The following is a 21,684-nucleotide window of genomic DNA, read 5'->3' as shown; positions in this document are numbered from 1 at the left end:
CCCCCGGCCGACATGCGCCATCGAGGCCCCACCCGCTGCCCATCGGGGCGTGCGGCTGCCCCCCACCCAGCCACCACTTGACGGAGGACCTCCGCGTGGACCGCGAATGGGACGACCGCTTCGAGACGGTCATCCGTGACAGCGTGCCGGCACTCCCCGCCGACGCCACCCTGACTGCCGAGCACGACCTCACCGCGTTCGGGCTCAGCTCCCTCGGCATCGTCCAGCTGCTGATGCGCCTGGAGGCCGCCTACGGCGTCCAACTCGCCGATGACCTCCTGGACTTCCGCCTCTTCACCAACGTCGGCCGACTCTGGTCGGCGCTGGCGGCCACGCTGCCCGGCACCGCTGCGGCAGCGGAACCGGCATGACCGCGGCACCCTCGGCCGACACCGCCGCCGCGCTCGCCGCGGTGCTTCCCGTGCTGCGCGCCGAGGCGGCGGCCGCGGACGAGAAGGCGGCCTTCCCGACCGACTCGCTCACCGCGCTGCGCAGTTCGGGTCTGCTGGGCCTCACGGTGCCTGCCGAGTACGGCGGCGGCGGCGCCGACCTCGCCGCCTTCACCGCAGTCGCCGCGGAGCTGTCCGGGGCCTGCCTGTCCACCGGTCAGATCTGGGCCATGCACTGCTTCCAGGTGGACGCGATCGCCCGGTACGGCAGTCCGGCTCTCAAGGCCGAGCTGCTGCCCAGGATCGCCGCCGGTGAGGTCTACATCGCCTCCGTCACCACCGAACTCGGTCGATCCGCCTCGCTGTTCGAGGCCCGGGCGCCGCTGCGGCAGGACGGCGAACGGCTGCTCCTGGAACGCTCGGCGCCGGTGGTCACCGGCGGCCGGCACGCCGACGGCTACCTGGTGACCATGCGCGCCCACCCTGACGCGACCGTCAACGAGGTCTCGCTGGTCTACGTCGACCGGGCCGACGCCGAGGTCGAAGTCGGCGGCGACTGGGACCCATTGGGCATGCGGGCCACCGAGAGCATCGGCCTGGTGCTCAGCGGGCGCCCGCCCGCCCGGAACCTGGTCGGTGCGCCCGGCGGCTTCGCCGAGATCGCCAGGGAGAGCATGATCCCGATCTCCCACCTCGGCTGGTCCGCCTGCTGGCTCGGCGCCGCCCGCGGCGCGCTGCGCGAACTGGTGGCCGCCCTGCGCGAGTCGGCACGGACCGAGTACGGCGACCTGTTCTACGAGCGGCTGGCGCGCATCCGCGTCGACCTGGAGATCGTGTCCGCCTACCTCGCCCAGGTCGTCGAGCACCTCGCCCGGGCCCGCGCCGAGCAGCGCCCGCTCGCCACCCCGGCCGTCCAACTCCGGCTGAACGCCCTGAAACTGATCGCCTCCGAGCACACCTTCGGCGCGGTGGACCGCATGGTCCAGCTCGCCGGTCTGCGGCTCGGCTACCTGCGCAACTCCCCGATCGCCCTGGAGCGGCACTTCCGCGACCTGCGCGCCGCCGCGCTCAACCACGCCAACGACAGCCTGTGGACCGGAGTCGGCGCGCTCACCCTGCTGGACCGGTCCGTCGAGCTGGCCTGATTCCCCCTACGGAGTGCCGTGCCCACCCATCGCATCCCGCTGCCCGCACCGCTACCCGCCGCCCGCACCGAGGAGTTGGCCAAGCGGATCTACTACGTCTCGCCCGCCATCGAGGACTTCACGCTGATCGACGAAGCCGGGCAGATCACCGCCGTCGAAGTGCGCACCGCCGACACCGCCGGCACCGCGGACGCCGCGGACCCCGCCGAACTGGCCCGCAAGCTCGGCACCCTGGTGACCAAGGACGTGCTGTCGCAGCGACTCTCGGAGGCCGGCGTGGTGTGGACCTCGCCGCACCCGAGCCTGGTCCGGGAGGGGGTGTTCGCCGCCCTTGAGGATGCCGGCGAGGTGGTCGAGATGGGCGAAGGCCTCTATGCGACCGGGGAGTTGCTCACCAGCACGCTGGCCGCCCTGGACCGCCGGCTGGCCGCCCTGGCGGTCGACGGCTTCGGCGCCGTCCGCTACCGCTACCCGACCCTGGTGCCGACCTCGGTCCTGCGGAAGGCCGGCTACCTCGACGCCTTCCCGCAGTTCCTGATGACGGCCAGCCACTTCCGCCCGGACGTGGACACCTACGACGCTTTCGTGACCGGTCTGGCCGGTGCGCCGGACGAGGCAGCGCACATCGACCGGCACAGCGAGCACCTGGGCTACTGCCTGCCGCCCACCATGTGCTTCCACACCTACCACCAGTGGCGGGGTCGCCAACTCGGTCCGGAGCCAACGGTGGTGACCTCCCGGGGCAAGTCCTTCCGCTATGAGTCGCGCTACCGCCACGCCATGGAACGGCTGTGGGACTTCACCATCCGGGAGATCGTCTTCCTCGGCGACCGGGACACCGTGGCCGAGCAGCGTCGCGGCTTCCTGGCCGCCACCTGCGGGCTGGTCGAGGAGCTGGGCCTCGCCGGACGGGTCGAGGTCGCCAACGACCCGTTCTTCTGCAATGACTTGACACCGGAACGGGTGCTGGCCCAGCGCATGATGGAACTCAAGTACGAGCTGCGGCTGCCGGTGGAGGGCGGGCGAACGGTGGCCGCCGGGTCCTTCAACATCCACGGCGCCACCTTCGGGACGGCCTTCGGGATCACCCTCCCCGGCGGCGAGCCCGCCCACACCGCCTGCGTGGGCATCGGGCTGGAGCGCCTCGGCTATGCGTTCTTCTGCCAGCACGGCACCGACCCCGACCGCTGGCCCGCCACGGTCCGGAGCCTGCTCACACCATGACGCACCCCGCCCCGCCGGATCCGGTGATCCGGCGGGGCGGGTGCTGCGTCCCGATCCACCGTCAGACGGTGCCTCAGTCCAGATGGATCGATGAGGCCATGTCGTTGAACCAGGCCGGCACGTCCACGCAGGTGCCGGGGGAGACCACCATGGCGCCGCCCTGCATCCCGCTGTCCGCGTAGAGCGTGGCGGGCACGCCGCTGTGGTTGCAGACCGAGCTCGTGATGTCGTTGAAGCCGAAGTCACCCAGCCAGCCGATGCTCTCATCCGTGAGCAGCACCCGGCCGCCGCTGGGCTGGTTGAGACCGGAGTTCTCGTACAGGCAGACGAACCCGTCGGCGCAGGCGCCGGCGCCCTGCCCGGCGATGACGCGCGCGCTGCGCTCGACGGCCGTGGCCGTCTGGGTGGGCAGGACGGCCAGGCCGGCCAGCATGGCGGTGCCGAGGACGAACGAGATCCGACGCATCAAGGCTTGCTCCCTGTCTGGAATGCGGGTCCCCCTTGCCCTGCATCCTGGTGACAGCCGCCCGACCCCCGCTGGAGGCACACGGTGTCCACCCGGACAGTCACCGTTCCGGGGGACACGCACGACCCGGTGCCCTCAGGCGGTGCGGCGCCGGTGGCGCAGCCGCTGGACCAGCGCCCACAGGCCACCGCGGGCGACGAGCAGGGTGGCCGCGGCGGCGACGTAGAAGCCGAAGTCCAGGCCCGCCGAGCTGAGGCAGCGGCGGGCCAGTGCGGCCCGCATGGGACTCGAGGCGTGTGCGGTGCCGCAGGCGCTGGTCCCGAGGTCGACCGCCAGCACGCCCAGTACCACCGCCGATTCGAACTTGCTTCTGAGACGGCATCAGAGCTTCTCATCCCAGAGTGTGCGTCCGCCCAGGGAGCTACCCTCACCACCGTGATGACCGTCGCCTCCAGCGGATTCGAGAGCCCCAAGCCGAACACCACTCCCACCGGCGGGGCAGCCAAGGCCCCCAAGCAGTGGACCGACCTCACCGGCGCCGACAGCCCCGTGCTGTCGCTCGTGTACAGCCGCGACGGAAAGTTCCTGGCCGGGGGCTGCGAGAACGGCACCATCAAGATCTGGGACACCGCCACCCGGACCGTCACGGCCACGCTCACCACACAGATCAGGCAGCGCCAAGTCCTGGCGTTCGACCCGGGCCACACCCTTGTCGCCAGCACGATTGACACGACAAACCACGTCCGGTGTTGGGACGCCGCAACCGGTACCGCCACCTCCGCGCTCTCCCCGGACGCGGGAGACTTCCGGGCGCTCAGCCCCGACGGCAGGACGGTCGCAGGCGTCAGGGAAGGCCAGTTGCTGTTGTGGGACGCCGTCACCAACACGCTCAAGTCGCGCCTCGTCGGCAACGACAACGACCTGGACTGGGCACAGTGCGTGGCGTTCAGCCCCGACGGGAAGGCCCTCGCGTTCGGCAGCGGGAATGACCACAAACTCCGGCTGTGGAGCCCGGATTCGGGCGCACCAGCCGTCGAACTGGCCACCCTCGACACGAACGTGGTCACCGTGTCGTTCACACACGACGCAAAGGGCATCATCACCGGCAACCTCGGAACGAACGGACTGCACGAACCGGGACTGCGCAGCGGCGGCAGCCCCGGCTTGCTAACGACTACAGCACGGCGGTCTCCTGCTACGTGGCCGCACTGTTCACCGGCAGCGCGCTGGGCGCCGCGCTCGGCGGCGGAGCGGCGGCCGACGGGCGGTTCGGGACGGTCTTCGGGCTGGCCGCCGCCGCGGCCGTGCCGCTGACCGTCGCCGTGGTCCTCGGCCGCCGCCGCTTCACCGCTCACGGGTGAACCTGCGTGCCGGGCGTGCCCGGCGCCCCGGCGTGCCGGCATGCCGCCCAGGTGGCCGGACCGTCGCCGAGGTACCCGTTGCTGCCCGCCAGGTCACCCGACTCTGCCCCCGCATTGCCTGGGCCTGAGGCGGGGGAGCGGGTATGCATGGAAGGTAGTCATTCGCACGGAGAGGACGTCATGCGTACGCCGTCACAGCCGAAAGCCCCCGACGTCGAGCGCGCCCGTCCTACGGCGCCGGCGGCTCCCGCGCAGGCGGTGCGGCCACCGACCGGCCTGCTGGCGCTGCAGGCCAGGGCGGGCAACGCCGCCGTGGTCCAGATGCTCCGCCGGTCCGGACACCCCCAGGTGCAGCGGCAGCACAGCCACCAGGGCCACGGCACGGCCGAGCAGGCCGCGCCCGTGCAGCGCTCGGCCGTCGAGAACGTGCTGCGCACGCCCGGTCGCCCCATGGACCCGCCCACCCGGGCCGACATGGAGCTCCGGCTGGGCGCGGACTTCGGCGACGTCCGCATCCATGAGGGCGCCGCGGCGCGGGAGTCGGCCGCCGAGATCGGGGCCCGCGCCTACACCTCGGGCAGCCATGTCGTCATCGGCGAAGGCGGCGCGGACGCGCACACCCTCGCCCATGAACTCACCCATGTGATCCAGCAGCGCCAGGGCCCCGTCGCGGGCAGCGACAACGGTAGCGGCCTGCGGATATCCGACCCCTCCGACCGTTTCGAACAGGAAGCCGAGGCCAACGCCAGGCGCGTCATGAGCCGGGCGGCTCCCACGACCGCCGGCCCCGGCGACGATCCCCTACCGCGCAGCGGCGGCGCGGCGGCGGCCGGGATCCAACGCATGAACGCGCCGGGCAACCCAGCCGTCCCCCCGGTTCCGGTTGCCCCAGCGGGCCCCGCCGTGCAGCAGATCGACTTCGCGAACGCCGTGCCCCTGGCGGGCGACGGCACGACCCGGTGGACGCCGACTGCCGGCTTCTCCAACACCACCCACCTGATGACGGACGTGCCGAGCGCCACCGTGCGGGTCTCCGGCCTCGGCGCGCCCGGTGAGAGGGTCGCACTCGCGGCCTTCGACAGCACGGCGCCCGCTACCGAGCTGGGGCGCTCCGCGGAGGTGGACCTCGCGGCGGACGAGCACACCTTCACCGTGCCCCTGGCCGGGCTACCGGGCCAGGGTGCCGTCGGCCTCGACATGCTCAGCGTCGACTGGCGGGTCATCCGGGCGACCGGCACGCAGGATGCGGGCCCCTCGCTCCACTTCGTGTACCACCTGTTCGACACCCCCACCACGACCGGGCAGGCACGGGCCCAAGCGGTCTGGGAGGCCACGGCCATGGCGGCGGGCCACGCCGACGCCCAGGGTGTGGCGACCGCGCTGCGCCAGGGGATCAGGTCCAGGATCAACTACAACCCAGCGGACCCCATCAACGACGACCCGCTGACCGTCCTCAGCGACGGGGTGGGCATCTGCACGGACTTCGGCAACCTCCACGTCCTGCTGGCCCAGACCATCGGCCTGCACGCCAACGCGGCCATGTTCTGGGGCGGGTTCTCGTACGGCGGCCAGAACGTCTGGGTGACCGACCGCCTCGACAACACCACCCTGACCGACGTACGGGCCACCGACACCCAGTACCACCCGAACCAGGGGATGCAGGGCTGGGACTTCACCTACCACGCCATCGCCCGGATCAACGGGGTGCTGCACGACGCCGCCCTCAACCGGGAGGGCGTCGACGCCCGCGCCGCCCACGAGGGGCTGCAGGTGGCCTACCGGGACATCATCACCCTCCTCCCGCTTCCGGCGGGCGCGGTGGGGCAGCCCTACGTCGGCTCCATCATGCGCGACGTGGAGACCGTCTCGCTCACCATCCGCGACTACGGTGACCGGATCACCGCCAACGACTTCGGCGGGATCAGGGTCCTGACGGTTCCGCCGGGGACAACCGGCCTGTACGCCGACCCCGCGCTGCTGGTGGCGCTCGGCCACCTGCCCCCGGGGCTCGCCCTCGACCCGTCGGGCCTGATCACCGGCACCCCCACAACTCCCGGGAACTACCAGTTCGGTGTGGCTCCCTTCGACAACCTGGGCGGTCTCGCCCTCTTCGATATCCAGGTGTCATAACCGATGCTCCGGCCCCTCGCCCCCACCGAAGTGATCGGTGGCGACCACCCCGTCGGCGGCTACAGCCTGACGGGCCTGCTGCCGCCCGCCCCCGTGCCGTTGCCCTCCCGGCGCGCCCTGCTCGGCGGGGCGGCGCTGGTCGTACCGCCCCCGCAGGGCGCGCCGATCGACGCTCCCGGTGTGCCGGAGCGGGCCGCCGCCGAACTGGGCGAGCTGCTCGGCGGGACGTTCGGCTCCGGCGCGACGCTCCCCCTGTCCGTGCACGACGCCCTGGTCTCGCCGCAGACCAGGGCGCAGTACGGGGCTCCCGGCCTGAGCCTGACCTGGGACCGTCCACGGCACGGCTTCTACTGGCTGGCGGCACGGTTGGACGACCGTCAGGTCCAGGCGTGCGGCGAGCCGGGACACCTGCACTGCGTGTCGTTCCACCGCCCGCTGGCCGGCCCGCCGACCGACGACCCGTGGGAGCTGCTCGCGCAGCTCGCCCCCGCCTTGCACGCTCGGCTCCGCGGCGAGCCCGCGGAGCGCGGCGGAGCGGACCTGCGGGACATCACCGCCGCCTTCTCCCCGGGCCTGTTCGGCATCGCCCTGTCCGCGCCCGAACTCCGCATCCGCACCGGGGTCCGGCAGGCGCTGCGGACCGACGGCACCCCCGCCGGCCTCGTCCACGTCCTGCGCATCGACGCCGGCCCGGGCTGCCGCGAGTGGCCGGGCCCGTGACGGACCCGGGACCGTCGTGAGGGGAGGAGCGACTCCCCCGGTGATCCGCCGTGACGAGGAACCGCGCGCCCTGGTGGAACGGGCCCTCACCTGTGGCGGTGGCGAGCACGCCGACGGGTATCGCCGCCCAGCAGACGCCGGTACCGAGGCGGGACCGGCGGGGCCAGGCCGAGGCCAGAGCCAGCACGGTGAGCAGCGCCATCGCCACGGCGGGCGGCCAGACCCACGGCGCCTCCTCCCAGGAGGTCTTGCCGAGCAGCAGGTCCAAGCGGACGGGTGACGGGGTGTCACGGGGTGAGCGAGGTCCGCAGGCGCCGCCGGTGGCGCAGGCTCTCTACCACCGCCCACAGGCCGGCGCAGACGAGCAGCACGGTAGCCGTGGTGGTGACGTAGAAGCCGAAGTCCAGGCCCGCCGAGTCCAGGCAACGGCGCGTCAGCGTGAGCTGCACGGGTGTCGGAGTCGTCGTCTCGTCGCTGAACATGTTGTGGCAGAAGCTGTCCTGCATGGTGGTCGCCAGCCCGCCCAGCGCCACCAGGCAGGCGGTGGCGATCAGGCCGACGGGTATCGCCGCCCAGCAGACGCCGGTGCCGAGGCGGGACCGCCGCGGCCAGGCCGTGGCCAGCGCCAGGACGGTGAGCACGGCCAGTACCGCGGTGGGCAGCCAGGACCACTGTGCCGTGCCCAAGGGGAGGTGGCCGAGCAGGATGTCCAAGCCTGAGTCGGCCACCGTCTGGTGCGACTCCATGGGCAGGGCCAGCGACGCCAGCGAGAGCACGCCGGTCGCCGCGACGGCGATGCGCGGACCGCGGTGGGCGGGCGCGGCGACGTTCTTCGCGCCGAGCGGGACGGTGGCCGGTGAGAACCCGGGCGGCGGGAACCCCGGGAGAGCGAAGGCCGGCGGCTGGCTGACGATGCCGGCCATCACCACCGGAGCCGCGGCCGGCCCACCAGGCACCGGAGCGGGTGCGGCCGGTGGCGGCGCGGCGGGGCCGGGAGCGGCCGCCCCGGCGAGCCTGCACAGCTCGGCCTGGACCTCCGCCGCCGAGGCGGGGCGGTCGGCCGGGTCCTTGGCGAGCAGCCGCAGCACCAGGGCGTCCAGGGCGGCCGGCACCTCGGGGCGCAGCGCGCTCGGGGCGACCGGGGTGCGCCGCAGATGGGCGTTCATCATGGCGACCGGGCCGGTCTCCTGGAACGGCGGGGCGCCGGTGAGGAACTCGTGCAGCACGCAGCCCAGCGCGTACAGGTCGCAGCGGGCGTCCCCCGGGGCGCCGTCGAACCGCTCCGGGGCCATGTAGGAGAGGGTGCCCATCACCTGGCTGGACTGGTTGGTGCTCTCCATGTAGCGGGCGATGCCGAAGTCCAGCACCTTGACCTCGCCGACGGCGGTGAGCATCAGGTTCGCCGGCTTGAGGTCGCGGTGCACCACGCCCGCCTGGTGCGCGGCGCCCAGCGCGGCGGCCGTCTGGTCCGCCCAGTCCAGCGCGGTCGCGACCGGTGGCGGGCCGTCCGCGCGCAGCCGGGCCGCCAGGTTGCCCCCGGTCACCATCTCCATCACCAGGAACAGCGTGCCGTCGGCCTTGTCCTGGCCGATGTCGTGCACGGTGACCACGCCGCGGTGGTTCAGGCCGCCCGCGGTGCGGGCCTCCCGGAAGAACAGGTCCACCGAGCCCGCGCTCTCCTGCTTCGGCAGCAGCTTGACGGCCACCGAGCGCCCGATCACCTGGTCCCGGCCCTCCCAGACTTCACCCATACCGCCTCGGCCGATGAACTCCACCAGCTCGTAACGGTCCGCCAGAACCCGCACCGTGCCTCCCCGTTCGCCGCGGGGCGGTCGGTCCCCGCTGTGCGTGAGCCATTCAACCGCACTCGCCGGGGTGGGCGCGGCCCCGGCGACGTGGAGTGGGCACCTTTTTGTGGGTACTTGGCAGGTGATCACCGGCGAGCGAGGCTGAAGGTGCGCGGTCGGTGACCGACCCGTGAGGAGCGCGAGGTGATGGTGCGTCAACGGGGAGGTCGGGCGGCCGCGAGCTGCTCCAGGCGGCGGTGGCCCCAGTCGGAGAGCGGGGCCAGCGCGGTGGCGAGGTCGCGGCCGAAATCGGTCAGCGAATAGACGGTCTTGAGCGGCAGCACGTCGTGCACCTCGCGGTGCACCAGGCCGTCCTCGGCCATCTCGCGGAGCGCCTGCGTCAGCACCTTCTCGCTGAGGCCCGGCAGCTTCCGGCGCAGCTCGCCGGGGCGGTGCGGGCCGGATTCCAGCAGCCAGAGCAGCACGGTCTTCCACTTGCCGTCGATCACGGCGATCGCGGCGGTCACTCCGCAGACATTCGGGTCCTGAGCTCGACTGCGCGTCACTGTCCATCCTCACACGGGAGTTGAAGCATGTCCGAAATCCTTGACCAGTCTGCCGTCACGGTGCTCGGCCTGGGGCCGATGGGGCGGGCACTGGCCGGCGCCTTCCTCGACGCGGGGCTGCGGACCACGGTGTGGAACCGGACGCCGGGCCGGGACGGGGAGTTGGCCGCCCGAGGTGCGGCCGCTGCGGGATCGGCGGAAGAGGCGGCTGCGGCAGCCGAGTTGATCGTGGTCTGCGTGGTGAACGACGATGCGGTGGATGCCATCGTGCGGCGGCCGGAGGTGGCCGACGCACTGCGCGGCCGCACGGTGGTCAACCTGACGGCCGACACCCCGGCCCGGGCCCGGGAGTTGGCGAAGTGGGCGGCCGAGCAGGGGATCCGCTACCTGGACGGTGCGATCATGACGCCGACCACCTCCATCGGCACGCCTGCCGCAGTGATCAACTATGCGGGCCCGGCGGAGCTGCACCAGGAGCTGCGGCCGACCCTGGCGGCGCTGGGCGGGACGCAGACCCACCTCGGCGAGGAGGTCGGGCGCGCCGCGGCCTACGAGATCGCGCTGCTCGACATCTTCTGGACCGCGATGGCGGGTTATGCGCACGCCATGGCGATCGCGCGGGCCGAAGGCATCGGCGCGCGGGAGTTGCTGCCGTTCGCGAAGGGCATCGGCGCGATCCTGCCGCCGCTCTTCGAGCAGGGCGCGGCGGACCTGGACGGTGGCACCTTCTCCGGTGGGGGCAACCCGATGACCTCGGCGGTGTCATCGATGGCCCATGTCGTGCACGTCTCGGAGGAACACGGCATCGACGCCGGTGTGATGCGTGCCGCCGAGGGCATGGCCCGCCGCGCCATCGGGCTGGGGCACGGCGCGGACGGGTTCCTGCGGACCGCGGAGGTGCTCGGCCGCCGGTGCTGAAGGTGGGCCGGGCCCCCGCCGGCCCGGCCCACCTTCAGCAAGCGGCTAGCAGGTCGGGCACGGCTTGCAGGGCAGCACCTGGACGTTGTCGACCACCGGGCCCGCGTAGCCGGTGGTGGTGCTGGCGAAGGAGAGGGTGGTGGCGGAGTTGGCGGCGACGAAGGTGAACTGGCGGCCCACGTAGCCCATGGTGGTGGTGGACTTGCCGGTGATGTCGAAGCTGAAGTCCTGGAAGTCCTGGCCGTCGATGTCCGCGTGGCCGGTCTTGACGGTCGGTCCGGCCGCCGGGTTTCCGGCCAGGGAGTAGGTCACCGTGTAGGTGGTGCCCGGGGTGGTGGTGAAGGTCTGGGCGATGGTGCCCGCGGTGCTGCCGTTCAGGTCGACGGACTGGTCGCCCTCGGCGGCCTGCCAGAAGCCGGCGCCGATCAGGTCGACGTTACCGCTGGTGATCTGCCACGGGCCGATGCTCTGGCCGGTGCCGGGCTCGGTGAACGAGTTGGCGGGGGCGATCGGGTACTCGAAGCTGCCGTCGTCGAAGCGGCTGGGGGTCCTGGCCTGGGCCGGGGCCGCCAGCGCGGTGGCGCTGCCGAGCAGCAGGGCGGCGACGGCGAGGGTGGTGCTGGTGCGCGAGAACTGCATGAGGTCCTCCCCAGGGTGTGGCACTGGGCGGCCGTTGATCAGCCGCATGCAGAGCATCAACCCTCAACTGAGGTGATGCCAAGACGGGCGCAGTGGTGCGAGGAGGCCGCACTCTGCCGTCGAGCGCCGGTTTGGCCGGATGGGGTGGTGAATTCGGACGTGCACGCCCGTTCGTGCCGCCCGGCACGCCCCCGCACCAGGTATCAGTCCGGTACTGATCATGGTCAATCCGCCGACGGAAAGCGGGACTTCATGGCACCATGAGTGCTCGCCATGCGGCGTGATCACCTTCGAGGGGAGGGGAACGGCAGCGTGCCCGACACACCAAGACGCCTGCTGGGCGTCGAGGCCATCGAGGATCTGGTGCGCGACTGCTGGGTGCGCGCCCGGACGTCGGGGGAGCGGCGGCCGGACCGGGAGCTGCCGGTGCTCGCCCTGCTCGGCCGGCACGGCAGCGGCAAGACCTCGGTGCTGCGCTACCTGGCGCACCGCGCGTCCACCGCGCCGCAGGCCGGGCACGACTTCGCCGCCGGCACGCTGCGCCCGCACGAGGTGGCGGCGCGGCTGGCGTTCAGGTTGTCGCTCAGCCCCAAGGGGCCGCGCTTTCCCAGGCTGACGCACGGACTGGTGGCCGTCGACCCGGATCTGAGGCTGGACGTGACCAGCCCGGACCGGGCGCGCCGCCAACTGGAGAAGCGGATGCGGGAGGCCCGGGCCCGCGGCGCCGGCCTGCTGGCCGACGCGCTCTCCGAAGGCGTCGGCCTGCTCAACGACTTCGGCGTGATCCCGGTGCCGGGGGCCGGGCTGATGGCCGCGCTGCTGCTGCGCGGGCTGGGCCCGCGGCTGCTGAACGCCTCCTCCCGGGCCGGCCTGGAGTGGTACGGCGGCGACCGCGGCCAGCCCGCGCTGGACGCCCTGGTCGCCCTCAACGAGCGGAGCAAGAGCGAGCACCACGCCGACCAGAACCGGGTGGACCGGCTGCTCTGCGAGGCGTTCCTGGCCGATCTGCGGGCCGCCTACCGCCGACCCGGCGGCGCCGGCCGGGAGCGCAACTGCCTGGTGGTGCTGGACAACATCGACCGCGGTGGCGGCGCCCGGTTCCTGGCGCTGCTGCTGGAGGTGCGGGAGTCGCTGATGCAGCGCGAGGGCGGCGGCTGCGATCCGCTGCTGGCGGTCGCCGCCGCCTCCACCGCGCGGGCCGTGCCGGGGCCGTTCGACCCGGGGCCGGCCGGGCTGCGGATCAGGGACGCCCACCAGGCGTCGTACGCCGACTGGCGGTCCGGCATCCCGCAGTTCCCGGCGGACGCCTCCTGGTGGTGGTACGCCGTCCAGCTACCGGATCTGACGGCGGGCCAGGTGTCGCGGCTCGCGGCCGCGATCGACCCGCAGCTGCCGGAGGCCACCCCGCTGGTCCACCGGCTGACCTACGGCCACCCGTGGAGCGTGCTGCGGATGCAGCAGGCCGCCGCCCGCATGATCGACCAGCAGGACGCCGACAACCGGCTGCGCGGCATCCTGGACTCCGGGCCGGTCGGTCCGGAGGTGGCCACCGCCAGGCCGGCGAATGACAATAGGCTGACGCTCCGTCAGGAGTCGCTGCGCTACCTGCTGCAGGACATGGAGGCGGAGCAACTGGCGGCGCTGGCCACCTGCGCGGCCTCGCGGGACATCGAGTCGGCGGTCAACTCCCCGCTGCTGACCGGGTTCTCGGACCGGATCAGGGAGACCCTGCTGGAGGAGACTGCGGAGCGGCTGTGGCTGGTGCCGTCGCTGACCGAGGACGCGGGCACCCGGGGCGGCCGCGGCTCCGGCTATCTGCCGACCACCGGCCGCACCGCCCACCCGCAGCCGCTGCCCGACACCCTGATGCTGCAACCCTGGCTCTGGCTGCTGCTGCTTCGGGAGTTGGCCGCCCGCAGCCCGAACGGCCCGTATCCGGACTGGGACACCGCACACCAGCGCCTGTACGACTGGCACGCCGACCGCGAGGGCCACCAGGTGAGCGCGCTGTCCCATCAACTCTCGCTCGGGCAGGTCGAGTCGGTCGTCGCACACCTGGAGGCCGGCCTGAGCAGCCTGCCCACCGAGGCCTGGCTCTACGAGCTGTACGCGATCACCGCGGCGCCGATGCGCGAGCCGGTGGACGCCACGGTCTCCGCCTCGCACCGGGCCGACCAACTCGCCCGCCGACTGGCCCCCGGGGCCTTCCACCGGCACCGTGCGCTGGCCCTGCTGGTCACCGCGCTGTGGCTGGCCGTCGACCCGCGCAACCGGCTGCCCAGCGCCCGGCCGGAGCTCAACTTCACCATCAGCGCCTCCTTCCGGGACCTCGCCCTGCACACCCCCGACGCGAACGGCGCCGTGCTGCGCTCCGAGGCCGCCCGCTACGAGAGCCACTCGTTCTGAAGCAGTGAGCAGTCTGGAGGTCCACCGCGATGACACCGCTTTCCTCGAACGACCTCAGCGAACCGGAGCCCTGGGACCCGCCGAAGCCCTGGTGGCGGCGGCGCACCGGGGTCACGGCGATGGGGGCGGCGCTCGTGCTGCTCGGCACCGGGCTCTACGTGGGGCTGCGCCCGGCGAGCACCAGCTGCGGCGAGGGCCTGGCCAAGCGCGGCGCGGACCACGAGTGCGTCGGACTGACCGACGGGAGCCGCCACTTCAGCTTCACCCCCGACCTGACGAAGGTCTCCGGGCTGATCGCCACCGAGAACCAGGGGGTGACGACCGGCAGCACCCCCTGGGTCGGCGTGGTCTACCTGCTGCCCGCGGTCCCCAGCGCGGACGGCACCAGCACCGCCGACTCGATCCGGCACGAGCTCGAGGGCGCCTACATCGCCCAGTACCTCGCCAACCACCGGAACACCAACGGCGACGCACCGAAGATCCGGCTGCTGCTGGCGAATCCCGGACACGACGAGGGGCAGCGGGACTACGCGCTCGGCCAGATCGAGGCGCACCGCGCCCAGGACCACATCGTCGCGGTCGCGGGGCTGGGCACCAGCACCACGGACACCAGGGGCACCATCGACCGGATCACCCAGGACGGCCTGGCCGCCTTCGGCTCGGTGATCACCGCGGACGAACTCACCCCGACGCACGGCCTGGTGCGGGTGTCACCGCCCAACTCCGACGAGGCGGCCGCGGCCGGGGCGTTCCTGCAGTCGTACCTCAAGGACAAGCCGGACGCCAAGGTCCAGCTGGTCAGGGACGCCGTGAAGGGCGATCTCTACAGCAGCTCGCTCGCCGACCAGTTCAAGAAGAACTACCATGCGCAACTGCTGCCGCACGACATGGTCTTCGACTCCGGCGAGCAGGGCGTCTCCACCAACTTCGCCAACCAGATGGCCGGCCTGTGCCAGAACCGGCCGGCCGCGGTGTTCTTCGCCGGCCGTGGCATCGACCTGCCCCAGTTCCTTGCGCCGCTCTCGCAACGCCAGTGCGTCGACCAGCAGTTGATCGTGATCGCGGGGGACGACGCATCACAGGTGACGCAGTCGGCGGGCAGGGAGGAGGTGAAGAAGGCGCTGAGCGTGGGCAACATCCGGCTGCTGTACACCGGCCTGGCGCACCCGGACGCCTGGAAGCTGGCGCCGCAGGTCTACTCGGCCGCCGCCATCGAGCCGTTCACCGCCGGCGGCGAGTACACCCGGCAGTTCTCCAACGAGGAACTCTTCGACGGCCAGGCCATCATGGGCCATGACGCGCTGCTGACCGCCGTGGTGGCGATCCGGGCCGCCGTCTCCGCCAGCACCCCGCCCGACCAGGTCACCGGCTCCACCGTCATCCAGATGCTCACCGCCCTCTACGGGCCGACCGCGATCGAGGGGGCCAGCGGCCTGATCTCGCTCGACAACAACGGCAATCCGGTGAACAAGGCGATACCGATCGTCGAGTTCAAGCCGAACGGGCAGGTCGTCGCGCTCGACGTGTCGTCCAGTACCGGCCAGCCGCCGCAGGCGCAGTAGGTCTCAACCGTCGTTGGCGCGGGCCGAGCTTTCGGCCAGCGCCTCGGCGAGCGAGCGGTGGAAGGCCGTCACCAGGGCCTGGGCCAGCAGTGGTTCGACCTCGGCGGTGAGCTCCCGCATCCGGTCCAACTCGGCCGGGTCCGACTCGCGTTCGCGCAGCGGCTTCCAGACCGTCTCGCGGAACAGCCGGTGCAGTTCGCGGGCGGTGGCCTGGCTGTGCAGGCGGACCACGGCCCGGGTGGCCATGATGGTCTCCAGCGGTATCGGCAGGTCCAACACCCGGGCGCCGAGCGGCAGCAGGCCCGGATCGACCCGGAACACCTCGGGCCGGTCGGTGCGGTGCAGCGCGCCCATCGCCACCAGCCGGTCGAGGTCGGCGCCGCTCAACTGCCGGCCGACCCGCTGCGAGAGCCGCTCGACATCGGCCTCCTCGGCCGACTCCGGAGTCCAGGCGGCCACCAGGGCGCGGTGGATGGCCAGGTCCAGGGAGCCGATGTCCTTCGGGAGTTGCGCGAGGTAGCGCTCGATCGCGGCGAGGGTGAGGCCCTGCCGCTGCAACTCCTCGATCAGTTCCAGGCGGTCCAGGTGCACCGCGCCGTACCAGCCGACCCGGCGCGGCCCGAGCTCCGGCGGCGGCAGCAGGCCGCGACCGCTGTAGAAGCGCAGCGTGCGCACCGTGACCCCGGCGCGGGCGGCGAGTTCGTCAACGGTGAGCCGAAGCGGCGCGGTCGGCGGGGTCGCGGGCATCAACGCTCCTGGTGGGACAGTCCTGCTGTGACACTAGCAGTGCCACCCCACCAGAAGTCCGGGCTCAGGCGTGCGCGTAGTACCGCTCGGCGACCTCGGGGTGAGCTCGGCGGTACCCCTTCAACTCGTTCTCGCCGAACTCGGCGAAGAGCGGGTTGGCCGGGTCCTCGGTGGCACCCGGGGCGGTGTGGGCGTGCGGGAACTCCAGCGGGGCGATGTGGGCGTCCAGGCGCGGGTTGTAGAAGAACGGCACCGAGTAGCGCTCACGGGCACCGGGCGGGCTGACCACGCGGTGGTTGGTGGCCTTCAGGTAGCCGTCGGTGGCCACCTCCAGCAGCTCGCCCAGGTTGACCACGAAGGCGCCCGGCTTCGGCGGCACGTCCAGGAAGCTGCCGTCCGGCATCTCCACCTGGAGGCCGGGCACCCGGTCGGTGAGCAGCAGGGTCAGGAAGCCGTAGTCCTTGTGGGTGCCGACGCCCTGGCCGCCGCCGTCGGGGGCGCTGCCGGGGTATCGGACCAGCTTGAGGTGGTGCGCGGGGTGGCCGGCGAAGGCGGTGTCGTAGAAGTCCGGGCGGGCGCCGATCGCGGTGAGCAGCTCGCGCAGCAGCCGGGCGGCCACCTGGTCGAGGCGGTCGATCCAGTGCAGGGCGGCGGTGCGCAGCTCGGGCAGCCGCTCCGGCCACTGGTTGGGGCCCTCCAGCCACCAGTAGGCCGGCTCGCCGGGGCCGGGCCGGTGCTCCGGTAGTTCGGTGCCGATGTCCAGCTGGTCGCGCCAGTCGCTGCGGCCGCCGGTGCGCTCGGCGCCTATCCGCGTGTAGCCGCGGAACTGCGGGGACTTGAGGTTGCTGATCGCCAGCCGGTCGGCATCGGGGAGGGCGAAGAAGGCGTGCATCGCCTCGGTCAGCCGGCTGGTCTCCGCCTCGGTGACGCCGTGGCCGACCAGGTGGAAGAAGCCCACCTCGGTGGTGGCGTACAGCAGGTCCGCGTGGAGTGCGGCCCGCTGCGCGGGGGTGCCGGAGGCGGCGGCGAGGTCGATGACGGGGAGGGTGTTGGTGTGCTGCTGCGACATGAGGGTGCCATCCGCTGGGTGTCGGCCCGGCGGATCCGGCGGTGGCCGGTCGGGTCGGGGGCGCAGCCGTGATGGTGCGGCGCCCCCGGAGCCGGGGTCCTGGAAGAGGAACGGTCTGGGTCAGCGCGAGCAGCGACAGGACATGCTCGTGACGCGGAGCAGGTCCACATGGCGGCGACTGACGAGGAGAGGCACGTTCACCACACTAGACGAGGCAGGGGATAGGGAAGCTTGCGACCTGCATAACATACGCTTATACGGGTGCGTTTTCCAGGTCGTTGATGACCAGATCCGAAAGCCGCAGCTGGTACCAGACTTGGATGCTGGAGCCGTCCCCGAACTCCTCGGTGAGGATCACCGTGGTGTGCCCGGCGCCGCTGCCGCCGTAGCCGACCGTCCAGTCGGTCGGGACGTTCTCGGCCCGGAAGACCGGGTCGGCGTCATGGGTGGCGGCCCACTGGTCGAGCTTCTGGTTGAGCTGCGGCGTCATGTACGCGTGGCGGGCGCGCTTGGCGTCCCCGACGTTGCCGTCGAGGATGTCCTGCCGGTACCGGGCGAAGAAGGTGTCGACCTTCTGCTCGGCCGGGGTCAGGGCGCGCTGGCCGGCGGCCGCCGACGGCCCGTGTGGCGGTGCGGCGGCGAGGGCCGGCGCGGGGGCCAGCAGGGCGGCCAGGGTCAGGGCGAGGGCCGCCGCGGCGGCGGTGCGAAGTCTCATGCGCACCAGTCTGCGAGTGACTGATTACACTCCGTAGGCGGCGCGCTGGCCTTGCATCGGAAGTCGGCGGGGCCGACTTCCGATGCAAGGAGCCATGGCTCAGCTGTTGCCCGACTCCGCGGCGATCTTGCTGCGAACCTCGTTCATGTCCAGGGACTTGGCCTGCTGGATCAGATCCTCGAGCACCGGCGCGGGCAGCGCACCGGGCTGGGCGAAGACCAGGACGTTCTCCCGGACGATCGCCAGGGTCGGGATCGAGCTGATGCCGAAGGCCGCCGCGAGCTCGGTCTGCGCCTCGGTGTCGACCTTGCCGAAGACCAGATCGGGGTGGTCCTCGGCGGCCTTGTCGTACACCGGGGCGAACTGCTTGCACGGGCCGCACCAGGACGCCCAGAAGTCGATCAGCACGAACGAGTCCTCGTTCACGACCTCGTCGAAGTTGTCCTTGGTGAGTTCCACGGTAGTCATGGTGGGCCCAACCACCTGGCCGCCGCCGCTATTCCGCGTCCCGGTAGGTCTCCAGCAGCCGCAGCCAGATCTCGCTGACCGTCGGATACGCCGGCACCGCGTGCCAGAGCCGCGCGATCGGCACCTGGCCCACCACGGCGATGGTCGCCGCCTGCAGCAGATCGCCGACCCCCGGGCCCGCGAAGGTGGCCCCGAGCAGCACACCGCGGTCCTGGTCCACCACCATCCGGGCCCGGCCCCGGTAGTCGTCCGCATAGAGCGAGGCGCCCGCCACGCTGCCCAGGTCGTAGTCGACCACCTTGATCGAGTGACCGGCCGCACGGGCCTCCTCCTCACTCAGGCCGACCGCCGCCACCTCCGGCTCGGTGAAGACCACCTGCGGCACCGCCGCGTGGTCCGCGGTCGCCGCGTGCGCACCCCACGGCTCGGTGTCCACCGGCCGGCCCAGGGCCCGCGCGGCGATCGCGGCCCCGGCGATCCGGGCCTGGTACTTGCCCTGGTGGGTCAGCAGCGCCCGGTGGTTGACGTCGCCCGCAGCGTAGAGCCAGCCGCCCGGCACGCCCTTCACCAGGCAGCTGTCGTCCACGTCCAGCCAGTCGCCGTCCCGCAGGCCGACGCTGCCCAGGCCCAGGTGGTCGGTGCGCGGCGCCCGCCCGGTCGCGAACAGCACCTCCTCGGCGAGCAGCTTCCCGCCATCGGACAGCTCCACCGTCACCTGCGGCCCGTCCCGCCGCACCGCCCGCGCGGCGGTGCCGAACCGCACGTCCACCCCGGCGGCCCGCAGCCCGGCGGTCACCAGCTCGCCGGCGAACGGCTCCAGCCTCGGCAGCAGCGCCGCGCCGCGCACCAGCAGCGTCACCGCCGACCCCAGCGCCTGCCAGGCGGCGGCCATCTCCACCCCGACCACGCCGCCGCCGACCACCACCAGGTGGGCCGGCACGGTGCGCGAGCTGGTCGCCTCCCGGCTGGTCCACGGCCGGGCGTCGGCCAGCCCCGGCAGCTCCGGCACCGCGGCCCGGCTGCCGGTGCACACCGCCACCGCGTGCCGCGCCGTCAGCGTCAGCTCGCCGCCATCCAGGGTGCGCACCAGCACCCGGCGCTCGCCGTCCAGCCGGCCCCAGCCGCGGACCAGCTCCGCGCCGGTCCCCTCCAGCCAGGCGACCTGGCCGTCGTCCTTCCAGTGCGAGGTGAAGCCGTCCCGGCGGGCCAGCACCGCCTCGGCGTCCAGCGTGCCGCCTGCCGCCTCCCGGGAGCCGGCCACCGCCCGGGCTGCGGTCAGCGCGGCGGGCGGGCGCAGCAGCGCCTTGCTCGGCATGCAGGCCCAGTACGAGCACTCGCCGCCGACCAGCTCGCGCTCGATCACCGCGGTGCTCAGCCCCGCGGCCCGGGTGCGGTCCGCCACGTTCTCACCGGTCGGTCCGGCGCCCAGCACGATCACGTCGTACTCGGTGGTCATCCGTTGCTCCCCAGGGGGTCGTTGACGTTATGACCCAATCATCCTCGGGCAGCCGGGGTCTGACGCCACATCAGAGCGCCTTGTGTCGCTGCAGGATCCCGAAGGCCAGCCAGCCGGGCAGCACCGGCAGCAGCACGGTGATCAGCCGGAACAGCACCACCGCGTTGAGGTTGTTCACGCCGGTGGTCTCCGCCAGCAGCGCGGTGGTGGCCAGCTCCACGCCGCCCACCCCGGCCGGCGTGGGCACCGCCGAGCCGAGCGCGTTGCCCAGCAGGAACGCCACCGCGACCGCCGCGAACTTCGGATGGCCGCCGCAGGCCCGCACGCAGCAGTACAGCGTCCAGGCGTAGGTGATCGAGATCAGCAGCTGGCCGAGCATGCCGACCGCCAGGTGCCCCGGGTGCCGGGCCAGCTGCCGCAGCCGGCCCACCGAGCCCTCGGTGAGCGGCACCACCTTGCGCAGCGCCCACCGGCGCAGCGTCGGCGCCACCACCAGCGCCACCGCGAGCAGCACCAGCACCACCAGGCAGGCCATGATCGTCCAGCCCAGCACGGTGTCGTCGTTGGACGAGGTCGGGTCCGGCCGGAAGCCGGTGAGCCAGAGGAAGAAGGCGAGCTGGCCCAGGTGCAGACCCAGCCCGATCAGCTGGCCCGCGCCCACGCTGGAGGCGGCCGGCCCGGGCGCTATCCCGGCCCGCAGCAGCAGCCGGGTGTTCAGCGCCATCCCGCCGAAGCCGCCCGGCGCCACCAGCCGCACGAAGGAGCCGGCCAGCTGCGCCAGCCCGGCTCTCGCGACACCTATCCGCTCCGGCACGAAGCCGAGGAAGCCCATGGTCGCGGCCAGGTAGCTGGCGGCCATGCCCACCACTGACAGCGCCGTCCAGCCCGGGTCGACGCCCTCCACCAGGCGGATCGGATCGACCGAGGAGTGCATGCCCTCCAGGTAGAGCATGACGGCGAAGACCAGCACTCCCGCCACGGTGATCATCGTCCGTGGGCGGAGCCAGGCCGGCCTGCGGACCGATTGCGTCTGCGGTGTCCCCCTTGTCACCGATGCATGGTTTCACGGAGGTAACAGCATCCGCTTACTCCTCAGGTATGACTTGCGGCTAGCCCTGAGGGGTACCTGGGATGGATTCCGACGCCCTGGGGTGGACTCCGACGTCTCACGCCGCCCTTACCCAGGGGCATGACATACTCCGATCCGTGACCACCTGCCTGACCACCCGGACGCTGCGCGCGCTGTTCTTCGCCGCGCTGGCCGTTCCGCTGGCCGCGGCCGGGCAGGTAGTGGTCACCGGGCGTCCGCTGCCGCTGAACCTGCTGGCCGGCGCCGCCGCGGTGGTCTTCGGCGCCGCGCTGCTGCTGGCCGGGGTCGAGCGGGGCTTCCTGCAGATCGCGGCCCTGCTGCTGCCGGTCGAGCTGCTCCTCAACACCACCTTCAACCTGGGCCAGGACACCTGTGCCCCACCGCCCGGTGCCGCGCCGCGCGGGCCGTCCCGCGGCCTCGACCTGATGGTCTGCGGCGGCGGCTCGGTCGGCGGTGGCGCCGACGGGTTCCTCAACCTGGCGCCCGCCGTGCTGGAGCTGCTGCTGCTCACCGTGCACGTCACGGTCACCCTGGTCGCCGCGTTCTGCCTGCGGCTGGCCGACGCCGCCCTGGTGCGGCTGCCCGAGCTGGTCGCCGCGCTGGCCCGGCTGGCGCCCGACGCGCTGCGCGCCCTGCTGCTGCTCGCCCCGCTGCCGGTCCGCCCGGCCCCGGGCGTGCCGCTGCCGGAACCGCGCCCCGAGCACGCCCCGACCGAGGACCTGCCGCTCTCCCCGTCCCGTCGCCGCGGTCCGCCGGCGTCGTTCGCGCTCGCCTGCTGACGCCTTCCCCCTGAGCGGGGGAGTGCTGCGGGCCTGCGCTGCCGACC

21 protein-coding genes are annotated in these 21,684 nt (G+C 72.7%); 10 read left to right on the top strand and 11 right to left on the bottom strand.

The features are described from left to right. Nucleotides 1–95 precede the first annotated feature (95 nt). The 3 genes from P3T35_RS06615 to P3T35_RS06605 are packed head-to-tail and all read left to right on the top strand — an operon-like array spanning nt 96 to nt 2,758. Nucleotides 96–371, top strand: coding sequence for a phosphopantetheine-binding protein (locus tag P3T35_RS06615; protein ID WP_180356374.1), 276 nt, complete (start codon nt 96–98; stop codon nt 369–371). Continuing rightward, nucleotides 368–1,534 carry an acyl-CoA dehydrogenase family protein gene (locus P3T35_RS06610; RefSeq protein WP_101379629.1) on the top strand — a complete coding sequence of 389 codons (1,167 nt, stop codon included), beginning with the start codon at nt 368–370 and terminating at the stop codon, nt 1,532–1,534. Before P3T35_RS06615 ends, P3T35_RS06610 begins: the two co-directional genes overlap by 4 nt. Before the next feature lie 18 nt (nt 1,535–1,552). Then, nucleotides 1,553–2,758 carry a hypothetical protein gene (locus tag P3T35_RS06605; RefSeq protein WP_101379628.1) on the top strand — a complete coding sequence of 402 codons (1,206 nt, stop codon included), beginning with the start codon at nt 1,553–1,555 and terminating at the stop codon, nt 2,756–2,758. A 73-nt stretch (nt 2,759–2,831) separates the two neighbouring features. On the opposite strand, the gene P3T35_RS06600 is transcribed toward P3T35_RS06605, so the two are convergent. Further along, complete coding sequence (locus P3T35_RS06600) at nt 2,832–3,224, bottom strand: peptidase inhibitor family I36 protein (protein ID WP_101379627.1); 393 nt, start codon at nt 3,222–3,224, stop codon at nt 2,832–2,834. Between the two features lie 135 nt (nt 3,225–3,359). Next, entirely contained in the window at nt 3,360–3,575 is a 216-nt protein-coding gene (locus P3T35_RS06595) for a hypothetical protein (protein ID WP_101379626.1), read from the bottom strand. A gap of 87 nt (nt 3,576–3,662) precedes the next feature. Between P3T35_RS06595 and P3T35_RS06590 the strand changes: the two genes are divergently transcribed. From P3T35_RS06590 to P3T35_RS06580, 3 genes are all read left to right on the top strand, one after another. Beyond that, nucleotides 3,663–4,538 (top strand): hypothetical protein, encoded by an 876-nt coding sequence (locus P3T35_RS06590; protein ID WP_101379625.1) that lies wholly within the window; start codon nt 3,663–3,665, stop codon nt 4,536–4,538. A 227-nt stretch (nt 4,539–4,765) separates the two neighbouring features. Further along, entirely contained in the window at nt 4,766–6,715 is a 1,950-nt protein-coding gene (locus tag P3T35_RS06585) for a DUF4157 domain-containing protein (RefSeq protein WP_107503347.1), read from the top strand. Between the two features lie 3 nt (nt 6,716–6,718). Further along, a complete protein-coding gene (locus P3T35_RS06580; RefSeq protein ID WP_101379624.1) occupies nt 6,719–7,435 on the top strand; it encodes a hypothetical protein in 717 nt (238 codons plus the stop codon). A 287-nt stretch (nt 7,436–7,722) separates the two neighbouring features. On the opposite strand, the gene P3T35_RS06575 is transcribed toward P3T35_RS06580, so the two are convergent. Beyond that, complete coding sequence (locus tag P3T35_RS06575) at nt 7,723–9,240, bottom strand: serine/threonine-protein kinase (RefSeq protein WP_218976658.1); 1,518 nt, start codon at nt 9,238–9,240, stop codon at nt 7,723–7,725. A gap of 197 nt (nt 9,241–9,437) precedes the next feature. Next, nucleotides 9,438–9,788 carry a helix-turn-helix domain-containing protein gene (locus tag P3T35_RS06570; RefSeq protein ID WP_101379623.1) on the bottom strand — a complete coding sequence of 117 codons (351 nt, stop codon included), beginning with the start codon at nt 9,786–9,788 and terminating at the stop codon, nt 9,438–9,440. A 27-nt stretch (nt 9,789–9,815) separates the two neighbouring features. Here P3T35_RS06570 and P3T35_RS06565 point away from each other — a divergent pair, with 27 nt between their 5' ends. Then, nucleotides 9,816–10,706: an NAD(P)-binding domain-containing protein gene (locus P3T35_RS06565; protein ID WP_101379622.1), complete on the top strand. Its 891-nt coding sequence runs from the start codon at nt 9,816–9,818 to the stop codon at nt 10,704–10,706. Nucleotides 10,707–10,751: 45 nt separating this feature from the next. On the opposite strand, the gene P3T35_RS06560 is transcribed toward P3T35_RS06565, so the two are convergent. Further along, entirely contained in the window at nt 10,752–11,345 is a 594-nt protein-coding gene (locus P3T35_RS06560) for a choice-of-anchor C family protein (RefSeq protein ID WP_101379621.1), read from the bottom strand. 312 nt (nt 11,346–11,657) lie between these two features. Here P3T35_RS06560 and P3T35_RS06555 point away from each other — a divergent pair, with 312 nt between their 5' ends. Continuing rightward, the gene (locus P3T35_RS06555) at nt 11,658–13,751 is read left to right on the top strand and encodes a hypothetical protein (protein ID WP_101379620.1); all 2,094 of its coding nucleotides are present in this window, start codon (nt 11,658–11,660) and stop codon (nt 13,749–13,751) included. Nucleotides 13,752–13,780: 29 nt separating this feature from the next. After that, entirely contained in the window at nt 13,781–15,313 is a 1,533-nt protein-coding gene (locus P3T35_RS06550; RefSeq protein ID WP_101379619.1) for an ABC transporter substrate-binding protein, read from the top strand. A gap of 3 nt (nt 15,314–15,316) precedes the next feature. Here P3T35_RS06550 and P3T35_RS06545 read toward each other — a convergent pair whose 3' ends face one another. The 6 genes from P3T35_RS06545 to P3T35_RS06520 all read right to left on the bottom strand — a co-directional run bounded on the left by P3T35_RS06545 (nt 15,317) and on the right by P3T35_RS06520 (nt 20,747). Beyond that, entirely contained in the window at nt 15,317–16,060 is a 744-nt protein-coding gene (locus P3T35_RS06545) for a MerR family transcriptional regulator (protein WP_101379618.1), read from the bottom strand. Nucleotides 16,061–16,124: 64 nt separating this feature from the next. Then, nucleotides 16,125–17,129 carry a 2-oxoglutarate and iron-dependent oxygenase domain-containing protein gene (locus P3T35_RS06540; RefSeq protein ID WP_101379617.1) on the bottom strand — a complete coding sequence of 335 codons (1,005 nt, stop codon included), beginning with the start codon at nt 17,127–17,129 and terminating at the stop codon, nt 16,125–16,127. A 253-nt stretch (nt 17,130–17,382) separates the two neighbouring features. Continuing rightward, nucleotides 17,383–17,844: a hypothetical protein gene (locus P3T35_RS06535; RefSeq protein ID WP_101379616.1), complete on the bottom strand. Its 462-nt coding sequence runs from the start codon at nt 17,842–17,844 to the stop codon at nt 17,383–17,385. A 99-nt stretch (nt 17,845–17,943) separates the two neighbouring features. Beyond that, the gene (locus P3T35_RS06530) at nt 17,944–18,312 is read right to left on the bottom strand and encodes a thioredoxin family protein (RefSeq protein WP_101379615.1); all 369 of its coding nucleotides are present in this window, start codon (nt 18,310–18,312) and stop codon (nt 17,944–17,946) included. A 28-nt stretch (nt 18,313–18,340) separates the two neighbouring features. Continuing rightward, the gene (locus P3T35_RS06525; protein WP_101379614.1) at nt 18,341–19,768 is read right to left on the bottom strand and encodes an NAD(P)/FAD-dependent oxidoreductase; all 1,428 of its coding nucleotides are present in this window, start codon (nt 19,766–19,768) and stop codon (nt 18,341–18,343) included. Between the two features lie 70 nt (nt 19,769–19,838). Next, on the bottom strand, nt 19,839–20,747 hold the full coding sequence (locus P3T35_RS06520) for a lysylphosphatidylglycerol synthase transmembrane domain-containing protein (RefSeq protein WP_180356373.1): 909 nt from the start codon (nt 20,745–20,747) through the stop codon (nt 19,839–19,841). A 227-nt stretch (nt 20,748–20,974) separates the two neighbouring features. On the opposite strand from P3T35_RS06520, the gene P3T35_RS06515 reads away from it, so the two are divergent. Further along, a complete protein-coding gene (locus P3T35_RS06515) occupies nt 20,975–21,637 on the top strand; it encodes a hypothetical protein (RefSeq protein WP_101379612.1) in 663 nt (220 codons plus the stop codon). Nucleotides 21,638–21,684 lie beyond the last annotated feature (47 nt).

Origin of the sequence: Kitasatospora sp. GP30 (genome assembly GCF_029892145.1) — a bacterium.
Classification (GTDB): Bacteria; Actinomycetota; Actinomycetes; order Streptomycetales; family Streptomycetaceae; genus Kitasatospora; species Kitasatospora acidiphila.
This window is presented reverse-complemented; position numbering and strand designations above follow the sequence as displayed.

Coding starts and splice junctions, on each gene's coding strand:
- P3T35_RS06610 (WP_101379629.1), top strand. CDS start 368: ATGACCGCGGCACCCTCGGCCGACACCGCCGCCGCGCTCGCCGCGGTG.
- P3T35_RS06600 (WP_101379627.1), bottom strand. CDS start 3,224: ATGCGTCGGATCTCGTTCGTCCTCGGCACCGCCATGCTGGCCGGCCTG.
- P3T35_RS06590 (WP_101379625.1), top strand. CDS start 3,663: ATGACCGTCGCCTCCAGCGGATTCGAGAGCCCCAAGCCGAACACCACT.
- P3T35_RS06585 (WP_107503347.1), top strand. CDS start 4,766: ATGCGTACGCCGTCACAGCCGAAAGCCCCCGACGTCGAGCGCGCCCGT.
- P3T35_RS06580 (WP_101379624.1), top strand. CDS start 6,719: ATGCTCCGGCCCCTCGCCCCCACCGAAGTGATCGGTGGCGACCACCCC.
- P3T35_RS06565 (WP_101379622.1), top strand. CDS start 9,816: ATGTCCGAAATCCTTGACCAGTCTGCCGTCACGGTGCTCGGCCTGGGG.
- P3T35_RS06560 (WP_101379621.1), bottom strand. CDS start 11,345: ATGCAGTTCTCGCGCACCAGCACCACCCTCGCCGTCGCCGCCCTGCTG.
- P3T35_RS06550 (WP_101379619.1), top strand. CDS start 13,781: ATGACACCGCTTTCCTCGAACGACCTCAGCGAACCGGAGCCCTGGGAC.
- P3T35_RS06545 (WP_101379618.1), bottom strand. CDS start 16,060: ATGCCCGCGACCCCGCCGACCGCGCCGCTTCGGCTCACCGTTGACGAA.
- P3T35_RS06540 (WP_101379617.1), bottom strand. CDS start 17,129: ATGTCGCAGCAGCACACCAACACCCTCCCCGTCATCGACCTCGCCGCC.
- P3T35_RS06535 (WP_101379616.1), bottom strand. CDS start 17,844: ATGAGACTTCGCACCGCCGCCGCGGCGGCCCTCGCCCTGACCCTGGCC.
- P3T35_RS06530 (WP_101379615.1), bottom strand. CDS start 18,312: ATGACTACCGTGGAACTCACCAAGGACAACTTCGACGAGGTCGTGAAC.
- P3T35_RS06525 (WP_101379614.1), bottom strand. CDS start 19,768: ATGACCACCGAGTACGACGTGATCGTGCTGGGCGCCGGACCGACCGGT.